A 16228-nucleotide genomic window follows, 5' to 3' on the forward strand; every position below is an offset into this window, starting at 1 on the left:
AGAGGTGTTTAAGAGACAGGTACAGGCGGGCTTGCAGGAAAGCGTTCGGGTCGATGTTTTTCGCGGTGGCGTGGGCTTCGGCCTTGTTCAGAACGTCGCTCAACGCGTTGAGCATCTGCTTGAAAACCGGGACGGAAGCGGCGTACAGGGAAATAGTCATGGCAATCTCATGCAGGTGGCAGGAAAGAATGAATCAAACGGCAGCGATTATAGCCACGGCTGGTTGCACGGCTTGTCTTTTATTGCGCAAGGATTAGGCTAGGCGGCTTCCACAGCATAGGGAACGCGCGATGAGCATCGAAGAACAACAGCAGGCTGAAGAACCACGGCTCAATAGCACGGAAATCCGCATCCTCGGCGCGCTGGTCGAGCAACAGGCCACCAACCCCCACACCTACCCGCTGACCCTCAACGCCCTGGTACTGGCCTGCAACCAGAAAACCAGCCGCGAACCGGTGATGAACCTCAACCCCGGCCAGGTCGGCCAGAGCCTGCGGGCGCTGGAAGGTCGCGGTTTTACCAAACTGGTGATGGGCAGCCGCGCCGACCGCTGGGAACATCGGGTCGACAAAGCCCTGGAGCTGGTGCCGGCCCAAGTGGTCCTGATGGGCTTGCTGTTCCTGCGTGGCCCGCAAACGGTCAATGAGTTGCTGACCCGCAGCGGACGGATGCACGACTTTGAAGACGCCGAGCAAGTGGTGCATCAACTCGAACGCCTGATCTCCCGGGGGCTGGCGCTGCTGGTGCCACGCCAGGCCGGCCAGCGCGAGGACCGCTATGTGCACGCCATGGGCGACCCGGCGGACATCGAAGCGATTCTCGCCGCCCGCCAGCACCCGGTGGAGCGTGGCGCGGGCGGCGGTGTCTCGCTGGAGCGCATCGAAGAGCTCGAAGCGCGGATCGCCGCACTGGAAGAACGCCTGGCGCGGCTGGAATAGCAGCGCCTACGCCGACCGGGCGAAAGCGACGGCTTTTTCGAATTGCTCCAGGTTGGGCCGCACGCCGGTGTACAGCACGAATTGCTCCAGGGCCTGGATCGCAATGACTTCCAGCCCGGTGATGACCCGTTTGCCTTCGGCCCGGGCGCGCACGATCAGGGGCGTTTCCGACGGGATCGCCACTACGTCGAACACGGTCTCGGCGGCGGCGTTGGTCTCGGGCTCGAACGCCAACTGGTCGGCTTCCGGGCCGCCGGTCATGCCGATCGGCGTGACGTTGATCAGCATCTGCGGCCGTCGCGCACCCAGTTCAGCCTGCCATTCATACCCCAGGGATTCGGCCAAGGCTCGCCCTGCGGCTTCATTGCGGGCGACGATCAGCCCGTTTCTGTAGCCACCATCGCGCAAGGCACTGGCCACCGCCTTGGCCATGCCGCCGCTGCCGCGCAGGGAAAAGGTCGAGTCCTTGGGCACGGCGTGGCTTTGCAACAATTGGGCAATGGCAATGTAGTCGGTGTTGTAGGCCTTCAGATGACCGTTGGTATTGACGATGGTGTTGATCGACTGGATCGCGGCGGCAGAAGGGTCCAGCTCGTCCACCAGGGCGATGCAGGCTTCCTTGAACGGCATCGACACGCCGCAGCCACGAATGCCCAGGGCGCGGATACCGCCCACCGCGCCAGGCAGGTCCTGGCTGCTGAACGCCTTGTAATAGAAGTTCAGGCCCAGTTGCTCATACAAATGGTTATGAAAGCGCAGGCCAAAGTTTCCGGGACGCCCCGAGAGCGACATGCACAGCTGGGTGTCTTTGTTGGGGTTGATCTGCATGCGTGTCTCCTTGCATTCACTTTCGGACAAACGGAACGCCGCCCCGAAAGATCTATTGGATGATGATACCGCCAGGTCCGGCCAGATCCAGGCTGCTGGATGACGCGGCGCGGTAAAAAAAGCGCTACAGACCTTACACAATATTTACCCAACGGCGGCGCAAATCCTGAGAAAATCGCTGTCATAGCAGTATCCCCGCGATGCTCATCGGGTCTGTAGCAGACCACAGGCGCCGGGGCCGAAACGAGGAACAGCCATGAATCGTAGACTTCCCATCATCGCCCTGCTCATGGGGGCACTCGCGGTCACCGGCCAGGCATCCGCCCACGGTCGTGGTGGTTGGGAGGGGCCCGCCGTGTTTGGTGCCATCGTCGGGTCGGCCATTGTCGGCTCGGCCATCATCAACCGTGATCGTCCGGTGTATGTGCAGCAACCGGTCTACGTGCAACCGCAACCGGTCTACTACCAGGCACCACCGCCGGTCTATTACCAACCGCAGCCGGTGTATGTAGAGCGGCCAATCTACTATCGCCCGGCACCGGTGTATTACGGGCCACCACGGGGCTACTACTATGGCCCACCCCGGGGTCATTACGGCCGTTGGTAACCCGCCTCCGAGTAACACAAAAAAGCCTGTGATCATTGATCACAGGCTTTTTCATGTCCGCTGGATAAACCATGTGGGGAGGGAGCTTGCTCCCTCGCCACAGGGCTTTGTCAGACGTGCTCGCTGCTTTTCAGTCGGGTCGGCCCATGTTCCGCCGGTTCGTGAACAGGCTCTGCCACCACGGGAATCTCGTTGCCGTCACAATCATGCAGCTTGCCGTCGCTGAAATAATCGCCTTCGCGCAGCGCCGCCAAGTCCTGATAGCGCAACACCCGCTCGGTGCCGGCGGCGAAGACTGACTGCTGGTCGGAATTGCCCGTGGTGAAGTGGTTGAATGCCAGGTTCAGCATGATCGCCATGATCGCCGAGGAACTGATGCCCGAATGGAAGATGGTCGCGAACCAGCTCGGGAAATGATCGTAGAAGTTCGGTGCGGCGATGGGAATCATGCCGAAGCCGATAGAAGTGGCGACGATGATCAGGTTGACGTTGTTGCGGTAGTCGACTTTCGACAACGTGCGGATGCCACTGGCCGCCACCGTGCCGAACAATACGATACCGGCACCGCCCAGCACCGAGGTCGGCACCGCGGCGATCACACGGCCCATGAACGGCAGCAGGCCGAGTACTACCAGGATTACCCCGCCGGTTGCCACCACGAAACGCCTCTTGATCCCGGTGACCGCCACCAGTCCGACGTTCTGAGCGAAAGCACTCTGGGTGAAGGAACCGAAGATCGGCGCGATCATGCTCGACAGCATGTCGGCCCGCAGACCGTTGCCCAGGCGCCTCGAATCGACCTTGGTGTCGATGATCTCGCCCACCGCCAGGATGTCCGCGGAAGTTTCCACCAAGGTCACCATGATCACAATGCACATCGACAGGATCGCGGCGATATGGAACGTCGGCATGCCGAAATGGAACGGTGTCGGAAAACCGAACATCGGGCCTTGGCTGACCGACGAAAAGTCCGCCATGCCGAGGAACACCGCGATGACCGTACCGATGACCATCGCCAACAGAATCGACAACCGCGAGATGGTTGCGCTGCCCATCTTGCTCAGCAGCAGTACCAGCACCAGGGTCACCGCGGCCAAGCCAATGTTGGCCATGCTGCCGAAATCGGCGGCGTGGCTGTTGCCGCCCATCGCCCAACGCGCCGCCACCGGCATCAAGGTCAGGCCGATGGTGGTAATCACAATGCCCGTGACCAGTGGCGGAAAGAACCGGGTGATGCGAGAAAACACCGGAGTGATCAGCAAACCAATCAGGGACGCAGCGATCACCGCGCCGAGGATGGCTTGAAAGCCCCCCTCCCCGCCACTGCCGACAATCGCCACCATGGTCGCGACGCCCGAAAACGATACGCCCTGCACCAAGGGCAGTTGGCAGCCGAAAAACGGCAGGCCGAGGGTTTGCAGCAAGGTGGCCAGGCCTCCCGCGAACAACGACGCGGCAATCAACAGACCGATGTCCGCCGGCGAAAGCCCGGCCGCCTGGCCGATGATCAACGGCACGGCGACGATGCCACCGTACATGGTCAACACATGTTGCAGGCCATAAGCCATATTCGCGCCGACGCCGAGGTTTTCGTCCTCGGGCCGTGGGAGTGAAACATGGGGCGTTTTCATGGTTCGGGGATTCCCTGTTTTTTGTTATGGGCACACTGTATTCAAAACTCAGGACAAATGTCCATAGAGTTGTATACAACTTGTTGCATGCCCATCAGGAACAGCGCCCCGACCCAGCGCTTTTTATGACTGCAGCAACCCCACCACTGCGGGCCGCAACAGCTCGCGCGGCGGTACGCGCAGGCTGAATTCCTGCTCCAGCAAATCGATCAACTCATCGGCATCAAGGATCACGCGCCGTTCACTCTCCTGCCCTATCCGGTGTACGGCATAGCTGTTGCCGTTGAGGGTCTTGCGCAACCCGTCGCCGGTGCGGGCCACCATCAACCGGCCCATGAACGGCGACTCAGGGTGATTGCAGACGTACCAATTGCCGACGGTGTAGTCGATGTCTTCCTGGCGCTGCAGGTCGAACAGGTACATCGGTCGCCATTCGTCGGCGACGTTGGCGCGCAACAAGTAACCGTCCGCGTGGGTCTCGATGCGGTACGGCTCATGGGGCGTGACCTGGGTCTCACGACTATCGAGCAACAGCGGCGCGGTGGGCACCATGCCGCCAAAGCCGACGTCGGTGATGTAGCGCACACCCTCGATCGTCACCAGGCTCAGCCGATGGGTCCGGGCGGTCCAGGCGCCCTCAGGCGCATTCATCACCACGCGCCCGGTGATGCCGTGAGCGTCGTAACCCAGTGCTTGCAACAGCGCCAGGAACAGCTGGTTGAGTTCATAGCAATAGCCACCGCGCCCCTCTTCGAAAACCTTGCGCTCGACCGATTCAAGGTCGATGGGCACGGGCTGACGCAGCAATGTCGACAGGGTTTCAAAGGGGAATTCAGCGGTATGGCGCCATTGCAGCTGACGCAAGGTGTCGAGGGTCGGCGCCGGTGGTGCGTCGAAACCCAGGCGCCGCAGATAGCGAGCCGTATCGCTCAGTTGGGGATGACTCATGAGGGTGTCCTTTTCCGGGGTCGGCGCAGCGCTCACAAGCGCACTGCTATTGGGCGCCAGGTATAAGGCATTCCCCTCACAGAGACAACAATCGCCCCCGGTCAGCGCCGTTTACGCGAAGCCAGCCGGATCCAGGAGGGTGCATGGTCACTGGGGTGGGGCTGGTTCCGGACCCAGGCGTCCACGCCCGCCTCGCTCAGATAGGCGCTGGCGGCCGGGTTGAGCAACAGGTGATCGATGCGCAGCCCCGAGTTCTTTTGCCAGTGTTGGCGAAAATAATCCCAGAAGGTGTAGATCCGCTCCTCCGGATACAGGTGGCGCAGCGAATCGGTCCAGCCCTGGTCCAACAAGCGCTGGTAGCATTCCCGGCTTTCGGGCTGCAACAGCGCATCCTTGAGCCAGGAGCGCGGGTTGTAGATGTCCATGTCGGTGGGCACCACATTGTAGTCACCGGCCAGCACTACGGGATGATCACTGGCCTGCAACCCTTGGGCATAGTCGATCAGCCGTTCGAACCAGGCCAGCTTGTAGTCAAACTTGGGACCCGGTTGCGGATTGCCGTTGGGCAAGTAAAGGCACCCTACCAGCACGCCATGCACCGCCGCCTCCAGATAGCGACTGTGACTGTCGTCGTCCCCGCCGGGCAAGCCTCGGCGGCTCTCCAATGGCTGCGCACCGCGGGCCAGGATCGCGACACCGGTCCACGACGCCTGCCCGTGCCAGATCGCCGCATACCCCCCCGACTCCAGCTCCGCCGCCGGGAAATCCTTGTCCGCCGCCTTGAGCTCCTGCAAACAGGCAATATCCGGTTTCTCCCGCTCCAGCCATTCCAGCAGGTTGGGCAGCCGAGCCCGGATGCCATTGATGTTGAAGGTTGCGATCCGCAGGTTTTTCATAGGACCCGTACTCGAAATGTCACGTTACTGGCTGTGACCGTCAACCCGTCGCGGTGGTTGCAACGAGTCTTCAAGAGCCGGTTTTCGGCAAGGGCCGACCGTTCTCCAGCAACTGCGCAAAGGCCTGTTTATCGATCGGTCGGCTGAGGAAATAGCCTTGTACCTCGTGGCATTGGTCCGAGCCCAATGAACCGAGCTGGGCCAGGGTTTCCACGCCTTCGGCAGTGACCGTCAACCCCATGGCCTTGCCCAGGTTGATGATCGCCTGCACCACGGCGCGGTCATTGCTGCTGTTGCTCATGGAGGCGATGAAGCGCTTGTCGATCTTGATGCCGTCGAATGGATAGGTGCGCAGGTAACCCAAGGACGAATAACCAGTACCGAAGTCATCCATGTTCAAGCGCACGCCCAGTTCCTTCAGGGCATTCATGACCTGCAGGGCGCCATCGACGTCGTTGAGCATCACGTTTTCAGTGATTTCGAGCTCCAGGCGACTCGCCGGGAAACGGGTTTCGATCAACACCTGTCGCACATCCTCCACCACGTCGCTGCGCTCGAACTGCGCTGGCGACAGGTTGACCGACACCATCAATTCCCCCGGCCAGGTCAGTGCGGTTTCGCAGGCCTCACGCAACACCCAACGAGACAGCGGGACAATCAGGTCGGTTTGCTCGGCCAACGGAATAAAGGCATCGGGGCCCAACAAGCCTTGCGTCGGATGCTGCCAGCGAACCAATGCCTCGACCGCCACGATCTCCCGACCATCGACGGTGTAGCGCGGCTGGAAATGCAGGACGAATTCATTTTTCTTCACGGCCTGCCGCAGGTCGCTTTCCAGTTGGCGACGGTGCTGGATCTGATCGTTCATTTGCGAGGCGAAATAGCACCAGGTTTTCTTGCCCTCGGACTTGGCCTGGTACAAGGCAATGTCGGCGCAGCGGATCAGTTCACCGGGCACGTAACCCTGACGGCGACTGACGGCGATACCGATGCTGGCACCGATGTGCAGCGAATGGGTTTCGTAGAGAATCGGTTGCTGCAAGCTGTCGATCAACCGCTCACAGAATCGATCGATTTCCGTGGTGTGCTCCATGCCGTTGAGCACCACCACGAACTCGTCGCCCCCCAGCCGCGCCACCAGGTCTTGCTCGCGGGTGCTGTCGCGCAGCCGTTGAGCCACTTCCAGCAACACCGCGTCGCCGGCCGGGTGGCCAAGGGAATCGTTGATCGGTTTGAAGTTGTCCAAGTCCACCATCAACAACGTCAGGGGGGCGGCATGTTCCTTGGCCACCAGCGCATCATCCAGGTACCGCGCCAGCTTGTTGCGGTTCGGCAAGCCGGTCAGCGCATCGTGCATCGACAGATGCTGGACCTGGGCATGGGCCGCCACTTCATCGGTGATGTCACTGGCCGTACCGCGATAGCCCACCACTTCGGTCTTGGTGTAGATCGGGCGTGCCGACACGCGACAGAAACGCACTTGCGCGGAATGATCGCGGTAGGAGCAGCGCAAGTTGCTGGTGCTCTGCTCCTCCGTCAGCTTGCCCAGCCAGAGGGCGATTGGCGTGGTGTCGCAATACAGCAATTGCTCGATGTCCTGCCCCAGCCATTGCTGGTCGGAAAACCCGGTGACCGTATTGAAACGCGCCGACAGGTACGTGATGCGCTGCTGACCGTCGATTTCCCAGATCCAGTCGGAAGCCGCCTCGGCCACGGCCCGGAAGCGCTCCTCGCTGGCCTCAAGGGCGTGCGCGGACCTTTCCAGGCTGTCGTAACTGGCGTCCACATGCCGTGCCGTGCGCAACGCATAACGAAAGAAGTACGCGGTCAACAGGGCCAGGATCAACAGCGCCGCCCCCAGCGGCGGCACCAGGGACCAGAGCAATTGCTGGCCCGGACGCTCGAGTCGGGACACCAGACTGTAGCCGGTACTGTCCAGTGGCACGGCTGGCTGGCCGGGCTCGAGCTCGGTGTCTTTCTTGAGATTCAAGTCGGTGAGGCCATAACTCTTGCCCATCTTGCGCAGCTTGACGGGCGTCAGTTGATCGACGAACAGCAACACCGAGGTGCCTTTGGCCTCGACCTGGGGCCTTTCGTCGTTGGGCAGGATCACCGACGCCGTGACGACGGCCGGCCAACCCTCGAACAATGTGTAGCGGATCGTCGACATCGTCAGGTCGGGCTGTGCCTGGAGTTGGTCCACCAGCTCCGCCAGCGGCGTGTCCATATAAACCGAGGCGTCATCCTGGACATTGCGTCCACGCACCACGGCATATTTGGTGCGTTGCCGATCGATGACAAACACGCCTTCGTACTCGTCATTGGTGAACAGGGTCTTGCCCATGTTCTGTTCGGCGTAGGCCCACTGCACATCGACTTCACCGTTGAGGTGGTCATAAGCCGTGGTCCAATAGGCATAACTGGCAATGTAGTTTTTCGATGCGGTGATGCGATTCTCGAGGGCGCGCTCGATATAGAAATGCGTCTTGCGCACGTCCTCCTCGTCCAGCTTTTGCGCGATGTTGAACAGCGCGGCGATCGCCACCAGGACGCCCAGGACAAACAGTCCCGCGACGGCCACGACCAGGCGACGGGTAATGGGGGTGTGACGTGCGGTGCCTGAAGGGGTATCGGCAGTGGAATCCATTGACCTGCTCCTATCCTGTCAACGCTGGCCTCGGTGCCTGGAAAGATGAGGACCGGGGCCAGTCGTTCGTAACCTTAGCAGCCACTGCTCGATCCGTTGGCGAGCCCACGATGTTTTGCGAAAGAGCCTACACGCTGCTGGAGACCCGCCCGCGCGATGCCTGAATAGTTGACCGTGGCAGGCTGCCGATGATTCCAACCGATCTCAACGATCCGAGCGCGCCAAGCTGTCGAACCCGCCTTCGGTCGATAACACCGCCACCCGGTTGCGGCCGCTGTGCTTGGCCTGGTAAAGCGCCGCATCGGGGCGCTGGATGAAGACTTCGATGCTGTCCAGGCTGCTGGGCACAAAGGCATAACAGCCCAGGCTCACCGTGAGGTAGCCGGTCGGGGAGCCGGAATGGGTGATGTGCTTGTCGATGACAGTGCGCCGGATTTGCTCGGCCAACGCCATGGCCCCCGAAAGATTGGTGTCAGGCAACAGCACGGCAAACTCTTCGCCGCCATACCTTACCGCCAGGTCGGCCTTGCGATGGCAACAACTCTTGAGCACCTTGGCGACTTCCGCCAGGCAATGATCCCCGGCCACGTGCCCATAGGCGTCGTTGTAGTGCTTGAAAAAATCGATGTCGAGCATGATCAGGCTCAAGGGGCGGCGCTGACGGGCGCCCCGGCCGAACTCGATATCCAGGGCCCGCTCGAACAACCGCCGGTTCGCCAGCCCGGTGAGGCTGTCGTGAGTAGCAATCAGTGCCAAGGCTTCCTGGGCCTTGCGCAAATCCGCTTCGATCTTTTCGCTGTTGCGGACCTGGCGCACGAATACCCAGCCGCACAAGCAGATGCCCAGGACCACCAAGCCCACGATGAGGCTGGATTGGAAAGCCCGGTCATGCCAGCCCGCGAGAATCGATTCTTCGGACATCGCGGCGGTGACCACCAGCGGATAAGCCTGCAAATGTTGGTGCCCATACAACCGGATGACGCCGTCGATGGCTGAGCGGATGGTCGCATCGCCAGACATCCCGCCGGTCAGGGCATGGTTGTAGATATGCTCCTCGTCCAATGGGCGGCCGATCCGCGCCTCATCGAAGGGGCGACGGGCCAACAGTGTCCCGTCAGACAAAGCCAGGGCCATCTCGCCTTGCTCATCCAGGCTGAAGCTTTTAAAGAACCGGTCGAAATAGGACATCTTGATGCCGGCCATCAACACGCCCTGGAAGTTGCCGTCTTTATCATTCAGGCGCCGGGAAACCGGAATGATCCAGTCGCCGTTTTGCCGACTGCGGACCGCCGGGCCGATATGGGCGATCAGGGAAGCATTCTGTTGATGGAAAGCGAAATACTCTCGATCCGCCACCCCTGCCCCCCTGTGCAGGTAGTCGAAGGAGGTGGTGATCCACTGACCGTGCTTGTCGAACAGGAACAGCCCATGCAACTGCTCGAGCGATTGCACGCGGCGGGCGAGGGTTTGTTGCAAGCGTGGCAATACCGCAGGGCCGAACCCATCGATCTGGATCCAGTCCGCCAGGCTGGCCAAAACCAGATCGGCCTGGAGGAAGGTGTCCTGGGCCTGCTGGGCCATGGCCCGGGTAAGGGTGGCCGAGGCGATGCGGGCCGACTCCAGGTCGTGGCGACGGGACTGCTCCAACTGCAGGAAAAGCAAACCGCACAGGCACAGGCACACCGCCGCGATAAACGTCACCGCGGCCTTGAGCAACGGCAGGCGTTTCAGGGCGCCGGCAGGGGTATGGAAAGGGTCGTAAATGGAGATAGGCAAGCGAGTTCCTGGAGAGGGTAAAAGCATGAGCAAATTCGCCCATAACCCTTAATATTCGTGAGCTTAGCCTACCGCTTGTGAGGCGGCAATTTGCCTGTGCAACGGAGCCGATGGGTGGCTTGAGTGGATCCAAAACACCGCCCGTCAGCTAACTGAAATGCGCATTCCTGAATGAAGAAGTACCCGTGTCTACAAGCAAACCTTCCTGGGGGCTATCTAAATCGCGTAACGCCCCATAACGTATGGGCGCCTTCGACTTTTAAGTGCCCCGCTGCCCATGAGCAAATCGACCCGAACCAATGACGAACAGCCCCTGACCCAACCCGACGCCGTCAGCCTGCGGGAGGCTTTCTGGTTCTGGCTCAAACTGGGCTTCATCAGTTTCGGCGGCCCTGCGGGGCAGATCTCGATCATGCACCAGGAACTGGTGGAACGTCGGCGCTGGATTTCCGAACGGCGCTTCCTGCATGCCCTCAATTACTGCATGTTGCTGCCGGGGCCCGAAGCCCAGCAACTGGCGACCTACCTGGGCTGGTTGATGCACCGAAGTTGGGGTGGCGTGGTCGCCGGGGCGTTGTTCGTACTGCCTTCACTGTTCATTCTCATCGCGTTGTCGTGGTTGTACATCGCCTTCGGTGAAGTGCCGGTGGTGGCAGGTATTTTCTATGGCATCAAGCCGGCCGTGACGGCCATCGTGGTGCATGCCGCCCACCGGATCGGCTCCCGCGCGCTCAAGAACAATTGGCTGTGGGCGATCGCGGCGGCATCGTTCACGGCGATCTTTGCCTTTGATCTCCCCTTCCCGTTGATCGTACTCGGTGCGGCTGCCGTTGGTTATTGCGGCGGTCGCTGGGCACCGGATAAATTCAGCCTGGGCGGCCACGCTACCCAGCACAAGTCCTTCGGCCCCGCCTTGATCGACGACGACACGCCAACCCCGGACCACGCCCGGTTCAGCGCTACCAGGTTGGCCCGGCTGGTCGTCGTCGGCGCGCTGTTGTGGGTCGTGCCAATGGGCCTGCTGACCGTGTTGTTTGGCTGGGACGGCACATTGACGCAAATGGCCTGGTTCTTTACCAAGGCCGCATTGTTGACCTTCGGCGGCGCCTATGCGGTTTTGCCCTACGTCTACCAAGGCGCCGTCGGACACTTCGGCTGGCTGACCCCGACACAAATGATCGACGGCCTGGCCCTGGGCGAAACCACCCCTGGGCCGCTGATCATGGTCGTGGCCTTCGTCGGTTTCGTCGGCGGCTACGTGATGCAGGTGTTCGGCCCCGAACAGGCCTTTCTCGCCGGGGCCGTCGCGGCCACGCTGGTGACCTGGTTCACCTTCCTGCCCTCGTTCCTGTTCATCCTGGCCGGCGGCCCGCTGGTGGAATCGACCCACAACGCATTGAAATTCACCGCGCCGCTGACGGCGATTACCGCAGCGGTGGTCGGAGTGATCCTTAACCTGGCGTGCTTCTTCGGTTACCACGTGCTCTGGCCCAACGGTTTTGCAGGGGCCCTGGACTGGCCGTCGGCAATCATTGCAATTGCCGCGGCCGTGGCGCTGTTTCGCTACAAGCGCGGGGTGATCCAGGTCTTGCTGGCGTGCGGCCTGGCCGGGCTGGCGGTGCATTTGCTGCGCTAGACGAGGCGCTTGCTCAGGTACGTCGCCGAAGCCGGGCACAAGGTCTTGAACTGGGCCGTTGCGCTGATCGAAGCGGGCGCCAGCGAGCGGTCCCCCGGCTGATAGCCCTGGCCGGTAAAAAACGCGGCGGCGCTCTCGGTCAGCAGGTGAAGCCGGTCTGCCCCCTCGCGTTTTGCAAACGCTTCAATAGCGGCCAGCACCGCCGCACCAGTGCCCTTGCCTCGCAGTCCCTCAAGCACAACCAGCGAGCGCAGCAACCGCTCGGCCCCCTCTCCTTCTATGCCGGCAAACGCCACTTCAACGCCTTGGTGGCTGAAGCTGAAGAACTGTCGGCCAGGATACGTCAGGTCGTCCACGGGTAGGCCGGCCAAGCTAAGCGCATCGCGCAGTGGTTCCAGATGGTTATTGCTTAGAGCTGTCATACGCATGGCTTGGGCTCGCTCCTATTTATTGGTTATCCTCTAATTTGGCTACAACCGACAGGGTGAATAGGAGGATGGAATTCCAATAACATGTCCCACCGTCAGGCACTGGAGATAACCGTGAGCATTTTTTTCGATGAGCTGATGGAAAGCGTGCAACAGATGGACGAACTCGTCCACGCTAAGCAGCTACCGTCACCACCACCTTCCGGCAACCCACCACCTCATGACCCAGCGCAAACGAACACCCCAGCCCATCAGCTAAGCTCAACCTATCATCACGACAGGGAATCGACATGAGCAAGGCAGACGAGCTAGCGGCCAAACTAAGGAAAACCCAGCAGACCCGCGCGGATACCGACAACTGTGCCGACCTGGCAATCGAGCACTGGCCCGCCCAGGTCTACGAACTGTATCGCCAGATCGAAATCTGGCTGGCGCCCGTGTGCGAGGCCGGCCTGGATATCCGGCGCAATCCCACCCACGTATTTGAAAGTCATTCCAGCGGTTCGACGTACAACTACGCGATCGATCAACTGGTGATCGAAGGCAATCATCGCCGCATTTCATTCGACCCGATTGCGCGTTTTTCGCCCCAGGGCGAGGGCTGCATTGAAGTCCATATGAAGGGGCAGGAACACTGCATCGTGCGCTCGCTCGGCGAGCATGGCGAATCGCTTTGGCATATCCAAGCCCTGCGATCGGCCGGGCAACCGCGTCCTGATCCTATCATTCTGGACGAGGACACTTTGCTCTCGCTGATAGAAGAAGGCCTCGGCCTTTAACGCAAATGGGCGACTCTTGAGGTCGCCCTTTTTCATGGGGGTGAACTAGCCCTGCGGCGCAGATTCGAGTATTGGATCTGCCCCGGGCACTGGTAGCGTCAGTTCCATCGCCGGCCTTCCTACAAGGGCGTTCAAGGCATGGTCGATTTCGTCCACCGCGCCTTGGGCGTACCGGGCATCCGCCCAACTCCAGTACGGATCGGATATCAGCCCGCCCACGGCGTGTGCGCACAATTCATCGCTGCTGATGCCCATCTTCCCGGCAGCGGCGATCACAGCCATCAGGGCTTGTTCTAATTGGGAAATTCGCTTGGTAGTCACAATCAACCAACATGCTGGATAAACAGACCCCGAGCATAACAAGCCATCAATGTGCCACCAAACTCAGGCGCCCAACGGTCACCCTCTCCTGGCTTACAGGACTGGCCTCAATCCGCCGCGCCATAAGAGGCCGTATCCGAAATCGATGAAGGCTCTCGGACCGCTGAACGAGCAGCCAGCACCGTCAGCACAGCGGCCATCCCCAACACGGCCGCACTGGTTTCGAACGTCGCGCGATAGCCACTCAGATCAAACAGAACGCCACCCACGGTCGCGCCCCCGGCGATGGCAAGTTGGACGATCGCCACCATCAGGCCGCCGCCCGCTTCGGCATCTTCCGGCAGCGTTCGCGAAAGCCAGGTCCACCAGCCGACGGGCGCAGCCGTGGCCGCCAGGCCCCAAAGGCCGAGCAAGAGGGTCGTGACCGTCACCGACCCGCCGAACCCCACCAGGGCAATGGCAATCGCGGCCATCAGCAGAGGAATGACGATGAGCGTCCGATAGAGGTTGTTTTTCAAGCAGGCGCCGATCAGGAAAGTGCCCAGCAGCCCCGCCACACCGATCACCAGCAGCATGAAGGACAGCATCGATACGCTTACCTGCGTCACCGACTCGAGGAACGGTCGCAGGTAGGTGAACAGCATGAACTGGCCCATGAAAAACGTGCTGACCGCCAGCATCCCCAGCGCGACCGGTGTCCGGGCCATCAACTTGAAAGCGTTGGTACTGCCCCGCTTCCCCTGCGTAGGCATGGCGGGCAGGCGTAACAGCAGCCAGACCAGGGCGCTGCCAGCAACAGGCACGATGCAGAAAAACGCGCCACGCCCGCCAATAATCGCCCCGAGGAAACTGCCCCGCGGCGCCGCGACCACCGTCGCCAAGGCGTTGCCGCCGTTGACGATGGCCAGCGCTTGCGGGACGTTATCTTCCGGCACGAGCCGCATGGCCGTGGCCGCCGACAACGACCAGAAGCCGCCAATCGCCACGCCGATCAACGCACGTCCGACCATGAATACCGCGTAGTTTGGCGCGAACGCCACCACGGTACCTGAAACGATCATCAGCAAGGTCAGCCCCAGCAGGAGCCATTTGCGGTCGACCCGGGCGGCAATCGAGGCGATGAAGAGGCTGGTGACCAGGGCAAAGGCGCCAGAGACGGCAATGCCTTGACCGGCCTGCCCTTCGCTGACCTGAAGATCCGCCGCCACCGGCGTCAGCAAGCTGACCGGCATGAACTCCGAAGCAACCAGCACGAACGCGGCGAGGGCCATGGCAAATACCGCGCCCCAGGCGGGCGGGTCTTGTGGCAATGATTTATCGGTCATTGAATGACAATCCTGTATTTCTTGATGAACCTGTGGGAGCGAGCTTGCTCGCGATGACGACGGCACATTCACCCTCCCGTCCCAGGCAGACCGCTATCGCGAGCAAGCTCGCTCCCACCGTCTCGAATGGCGGCGTTTACCTATTTCGTGCCTGCTATCTTCATCGTCCAGATCAATGTGCAGGTAGTGCATACCGATGAGATTCTTGCCTGATCCTGGGAGTTGTTCCCGCGCATATAGGCAACGCTTCGCTTAGCGCGTTAATGTCCTGCCTATAGCGATTGAGCCGAGACGACACCCGGAGCCGACATGGCCACCCAACGCAGATCCATACAAGAAACATTGACCGCCATCATCGACGACTGGACCCCACACCCGGGCGACGTCGAAACGCCCATGCCCGGCCTCGCCTTCTTCCGACGTGAGGCCCCGGCACCGCCGGTGATTTGCATGATCGAGCCGAGCATCGTGCTGGTGACCCAAGGCGTGAAGCAGGTATGGATCGGTGGCGAGGCGTATGGCTACGACCCCGGGCGATTCCTCATGACCTCGCTGGACATCCCGGCCAATTCCGAAGTGCTTCAGGCAAGCCCCGAACAACCCTGCCTGGGTCTGGTCCTGAAGCTCGACTTGCGCATGGTGGCCGACCTGATCGCCCAAGGCAGCCTGTCGCCCCCGCGTGATCGAGCGGTCGGGATTGGCGCGGGCATCGGCACCGTGACGCCCGACCTTTTGGCGCCGTTCGCACGCCTGCTGGCGTTGTTGGAAGAACCCGAAGCGATCCCCATACTGGCACCGTTGATCCAGCGCGAGATTCACTACCGTCTGCTGCTCAGCGACCAGGCCGCGCGGCTACGGCAGATCGCCTCGGTCGATAGCCAGGGCTACCGGATCGCCAAGGCCATCGACTGGTTGAAACTCAACTACACCGAGCCCGTGCGCGTAGACGACCTCGCGGCGCGGGTGCAAATGAGCGCGCCGACGTTTCACCACCACTTCCGCCAGCTCACGGCGATGAGCCCGCTGCAATACCAGAAGTGGCTGCGGTTGAACGAAGCAAAACGCTTGATGCTCAACGAGCACGTGGACGTGGCGAGCGCGGCCTTCAAAGTGGGTTATGAAAGCCCTTCCCAGTTCAGCCGCGAATATGCCCGCTTGTTTGGTGCACCGCCCAAGCGAGACATCGCGGCGTTGCGCGGGCTAGGCAATCACACCAAGGCGGTTTGATTAATCCGGGCTTGATCCGTTGTGGCTTGATCCATTGTGGCGAGGGAGCTTGCTCCCGCTGGGCTGCGTAGCGGCCCGCTTTTTTGTGAGCGCTTCGCACTCAAGCGGGAGCAAGCTCTCATCAAACAAAATCCATCCCCTTGTTCTCCAAAGCTTTTTAAGCCGCGACCAATCGAACACCCAGCTTTGTAGCCTTACGCTGTAAGGCTCTAAGCTGACGATCACGACTTTTGGCCTCGTA

General features: G+C 61.1%; 15 protein-coding genes. 5 read left to right on the forward strand and 10 right to left on the reverse strand.

Annotated features, from left to right (window positions below; all coding sequences use genetic code 11):
* Positions 1–160: DUF1993 family protein (locus tag HGO40_RS27775; protein WP_250965659.1), on the reverse strand; the 160-nt coding region annotated here is incomplete at its 3' end.
* A gap of 130 nt (positions 161–290) precedes the next feature.
* On the opposite strand from HGO40_RS27775, the gene HGO40_RS27780 reads away from it, so the two are divergent.
* Positions 291–938: a YceH family protein gene (locus HGO40_RS27780; protein WP_250965647.1), complete on the forward strand. Its 648-nt coding sequence runs from the start codon at positions 291–293 to the stop codon at positions 936–938.
* 6 nt (positions 939–944) lie between these two features.
* On the opposite strand, the gene HGO40_RS27785 is transcribed toward HGO40_RS27780, so the two are convergent.
* Entirely contained in the window at positions 945–1766 is an 822-nt protein-coding gene (locus HGO40_RS27785) for a shikimate 5-dehydrogenase (protein ID WP_250965648.1), read from the reverse strand.
* A gap of 256 nt (positions 1767–2022) precedes the next feature.
* Here HGO40_RS27785 and HGO40_RS27790 point away from each other — a divergent pair, with 256 nt between their 5' ends.
* Positions 2023–2373, forward strand: a complete 351-nt coding sequence (locus HGO40_RS27790) for a hypothetical protein (RefSeq protein WP_063322141.1) — start codon at positions 2023–2025, stop codon at positions 2371–2373.
* 110 nt (positions 2374–2483) lie between these two features.
* Here HGO40_RS27790 and HGO40_RS27795 read toward each other — a convergent pair whose 3' ends face one another.
* The 5 genes from HGO40_RS27795 to HGO40_RS27815 all read right to left on the reverse strand — a co-directional run bounded on the left by HGO40_RS27795 (position 2484) and on the right by HGO40_RS27815 (position 10271).
* A complete protein-coding gene (locus HGO40_RS27795) occupies positions 2484–4004 on the reverse strand; it encodes a nucleobase:cation symporter-2 family protein (protein ID WP_250965649.1) in 1521 nt (506 codons plus the stop codon).
* A 123-nt stretch (positions 4005–4127) separates the two neighbouring features.
* Positions 4128–4952, reverse strand: coding sequence for an arylamine N-acetyltransferase family protein (locus HGO40_RS27800; protein WP_250965650.1), 825 nt, complete (start codon positions 4950–4952; stop codon positions 4128–4130).
* Between the two features lie 101 nt (positions 4953–5053).
* Positions 5054–5848, reverse strand: coding sequence for an exodeoxyribonuclease III (gene xth / locus HGO40_RS27805; RefSeq protein ID WP_250965651.1), 795 nt, complete (start codon positions 5846–5848; stop codon positions 5054–5056).
* A 70-nt stretch (positions 5849–5918) separates the two neighbouring features.
* On the reverse strand, positions 5919–8495 hold the full coding sequence (locus HGO40_RS27810) for a bifunctional diguanylate cyclase/phosphodiesterase (protein WP_250965652.1): 2577 nt from the start codon (positions 8493–8495) through the stop codon (positions 5919–5921).
* A gap of 204 nt (positions 8496–8699) precedes the next feature.
* Positions 8700–10271: a sensor domain-containing diguanylate cyclase gene (locus HGO40_RS27815; protein WP_250965653.1), complete on the reverse strand. Its 1572-nt coding sequence runs from the start codon at positions 10269–10271 to the stop codon at positions 8700–8702.
* Positions 10272–10548: 277 nt separating this feature from the next.
* Here HGO40_RS27815 and chrA point away from each other — a divergent pair, with 277 nt between their 5' ends.
* The gene (chrA, locus tag HGO40_RS27820) at positions 10549–11907 is read left to right on the forward strand and encodes a chromate efflux transporter (protein WP_250965654.1); all 1359 of its coding nucleotides are present in this window, start codon (positions 10549–10551) and stop codon (positions 11905–11907) included.
* Here chrA and arsN2 read toward each other — a convergent pair.
* Entirely contained in the window at positions 11904–12335 is a 432-nt protein-coding gene (gene arsN2 / locus HGO40_RS27825; protein WP_250965655.1) for an arsenic resistance N-acetyltransferase ArsN2, read from the reverse strand. The genes chrA and arsN2 overlap by 4 nt on opposite strands.
* A gap of 290 nt (positions 12336–12625) precedes the next feature.
* Between arsN2 and HGO40_RS27830 the strand changes: the two genes are divergently transcribed.
* Positions 12626–13114, forward strand: a complete 489-nt coding sequence (locus HGO40_RS27830) for a hypothetical protein (protein ID WP_186728251.1) — start codon at positions 12626–12628, stop codon at positions 13112–13114.
* A 45-nt stretch (positions 13115–13159) separates the two neighbouring features.
* On the opposite strand, the gene HGO40_RS27835 is transcribed toward HGO40_RS27830, so the two are convergent.
* Together HGO40_RS27835 and HGO40_RS27840 are read right to left on the reverse strand one after the other, a co-directional pair.
* Complete coding sequence (locus HGO40_RS27835) at positions 13160–13396, reverse strand: hypothetical protein (protein ID WP_250965656.1); 237 nt, start codon at positions 13394–13396, stop codon at positions 13160–13162.
* Between the two features lie 146 nt (positions 13397–13542).
* Positions 13543–14760, reverse strand: coding sequence for an MFS transporter (locus tag HGO40_RS27840; RefSeq protein WP_250965657.1), 1218 nt, complete (start codon positions 14758–14760; stop codon positions 13543–13545).
* Between the two features lie 309 nt (positions 14761–15069).
* On the opposite strand from HGO40_RS27840, the gene HGO40_RS27845 reads away from it, so the two are divergent.
* Positions 15070–15987, forward strand: coding sequence for an AraC family transcriptional regulator (locus HGO40_RS27845; protein ID WP_250965658.1), 918 nt, complete (start codon positions 15070–15072; stop codon positions 15985–15987).
* Positions 15988–16228: the final 241 nt, after the last annotated feature.

Origin of the sequence: Pseudomonas sp. CG7 (assembly GCF_023701885.1) — a bacterium.
Classification (GTDB): Bacteria; Pseudomonadota; Gammaproteobacteria; order Pseudomonadales; family Pseudomonadaceae; genus Aquipseudomonas; species Aquipseudomonas zanjanensis.

Coding starts and splice junctions, on each gene's coding strand:
- HGO40_RS27780 (WP_250965647.1), top strand. CDS start 291: ATGAGCATCGAAGAACAACAGCAGGCTGAAGAACCACGGCTCAATAGC.
- HGO40_RS27785 (WP_250965648.1), bottom strand. CDS start 1,766: ATGCAGATCAACCCCAACAAAGACACCCAGCTGTGCATGTCGCTCTCG.
- HGO40_RS27790 (WP_063322141.1), top strand. CDS start 2,023: ATGAATCGTAGACTTCCCATCATCGCCCTGCTCATGGGGGCACTCGCG.
- HGO40_RS27795 (WP_250965649.1), bottom strand. CDS start 4,004: ATGAAAACGCCCCATGTTTCACTCCCACGGCCCGAGGACGAAAACCTC.
- HGO40_RS27800 (WP_250965650.1), bottom strand. CDS start 4,952: ATGAGTCATCCCCAACTGAGCGATACGGCTCGCTATCTGCGGCGCCTG.
- xth (WP_250965651.1), bottom strand. CDS start 5,848: ATGAAAAACCTGCGGATCGCAACCTTCAACATCAATGGCATCCGGGCT.
- HGO40_RS27810 (WP_250965652.1), bottom strand. CDS start 8,495: ATGGATTCCACTGCCGATACCCCTTCAGGCACCGCACGTCACACCCCC.
- chrA (WP_250965654.1), top strand. CDS start 10,549: ATGAGCAAATCGACCCGAACCAATGACGAACAGCCCCTGACCCAACCC.
- arsN2 (WP_250965655.1), bottom strand. CDS start 12,335: ATGCGTATGACAGCTCTAAGCAATAACCATCTGGAACCACTGCGCGAT.
- HGO40_RS27830 (WP_186728251.1), top strand. CDS start 12,626: ATGAGCAAGGCAGACGAGCTAGCGGCCAAACTAAGGAAAACCCAGCAG.
- HGO40_RS27835 (WP_250965656.1), bottom strand. CDS start 13,396: ATGGCTGTGATCGCCGCTGCCGGGAAGATGGGCATCAGCAGCGATGAA.
- HGO40_RS27840 (WP_250965657.1), bottom strand. CDS start 14,760: ATGACCGATAAATCATTGCCACAAGACCCGCCCGCCTGGGGCGCGGTA.
- HGO40_RS27845 (WP_250965658.1), top strand. CDS start 15,070: ATGGCCACCCAACGCAGATCCATACAAGAAACATTGACCGCCATCATC.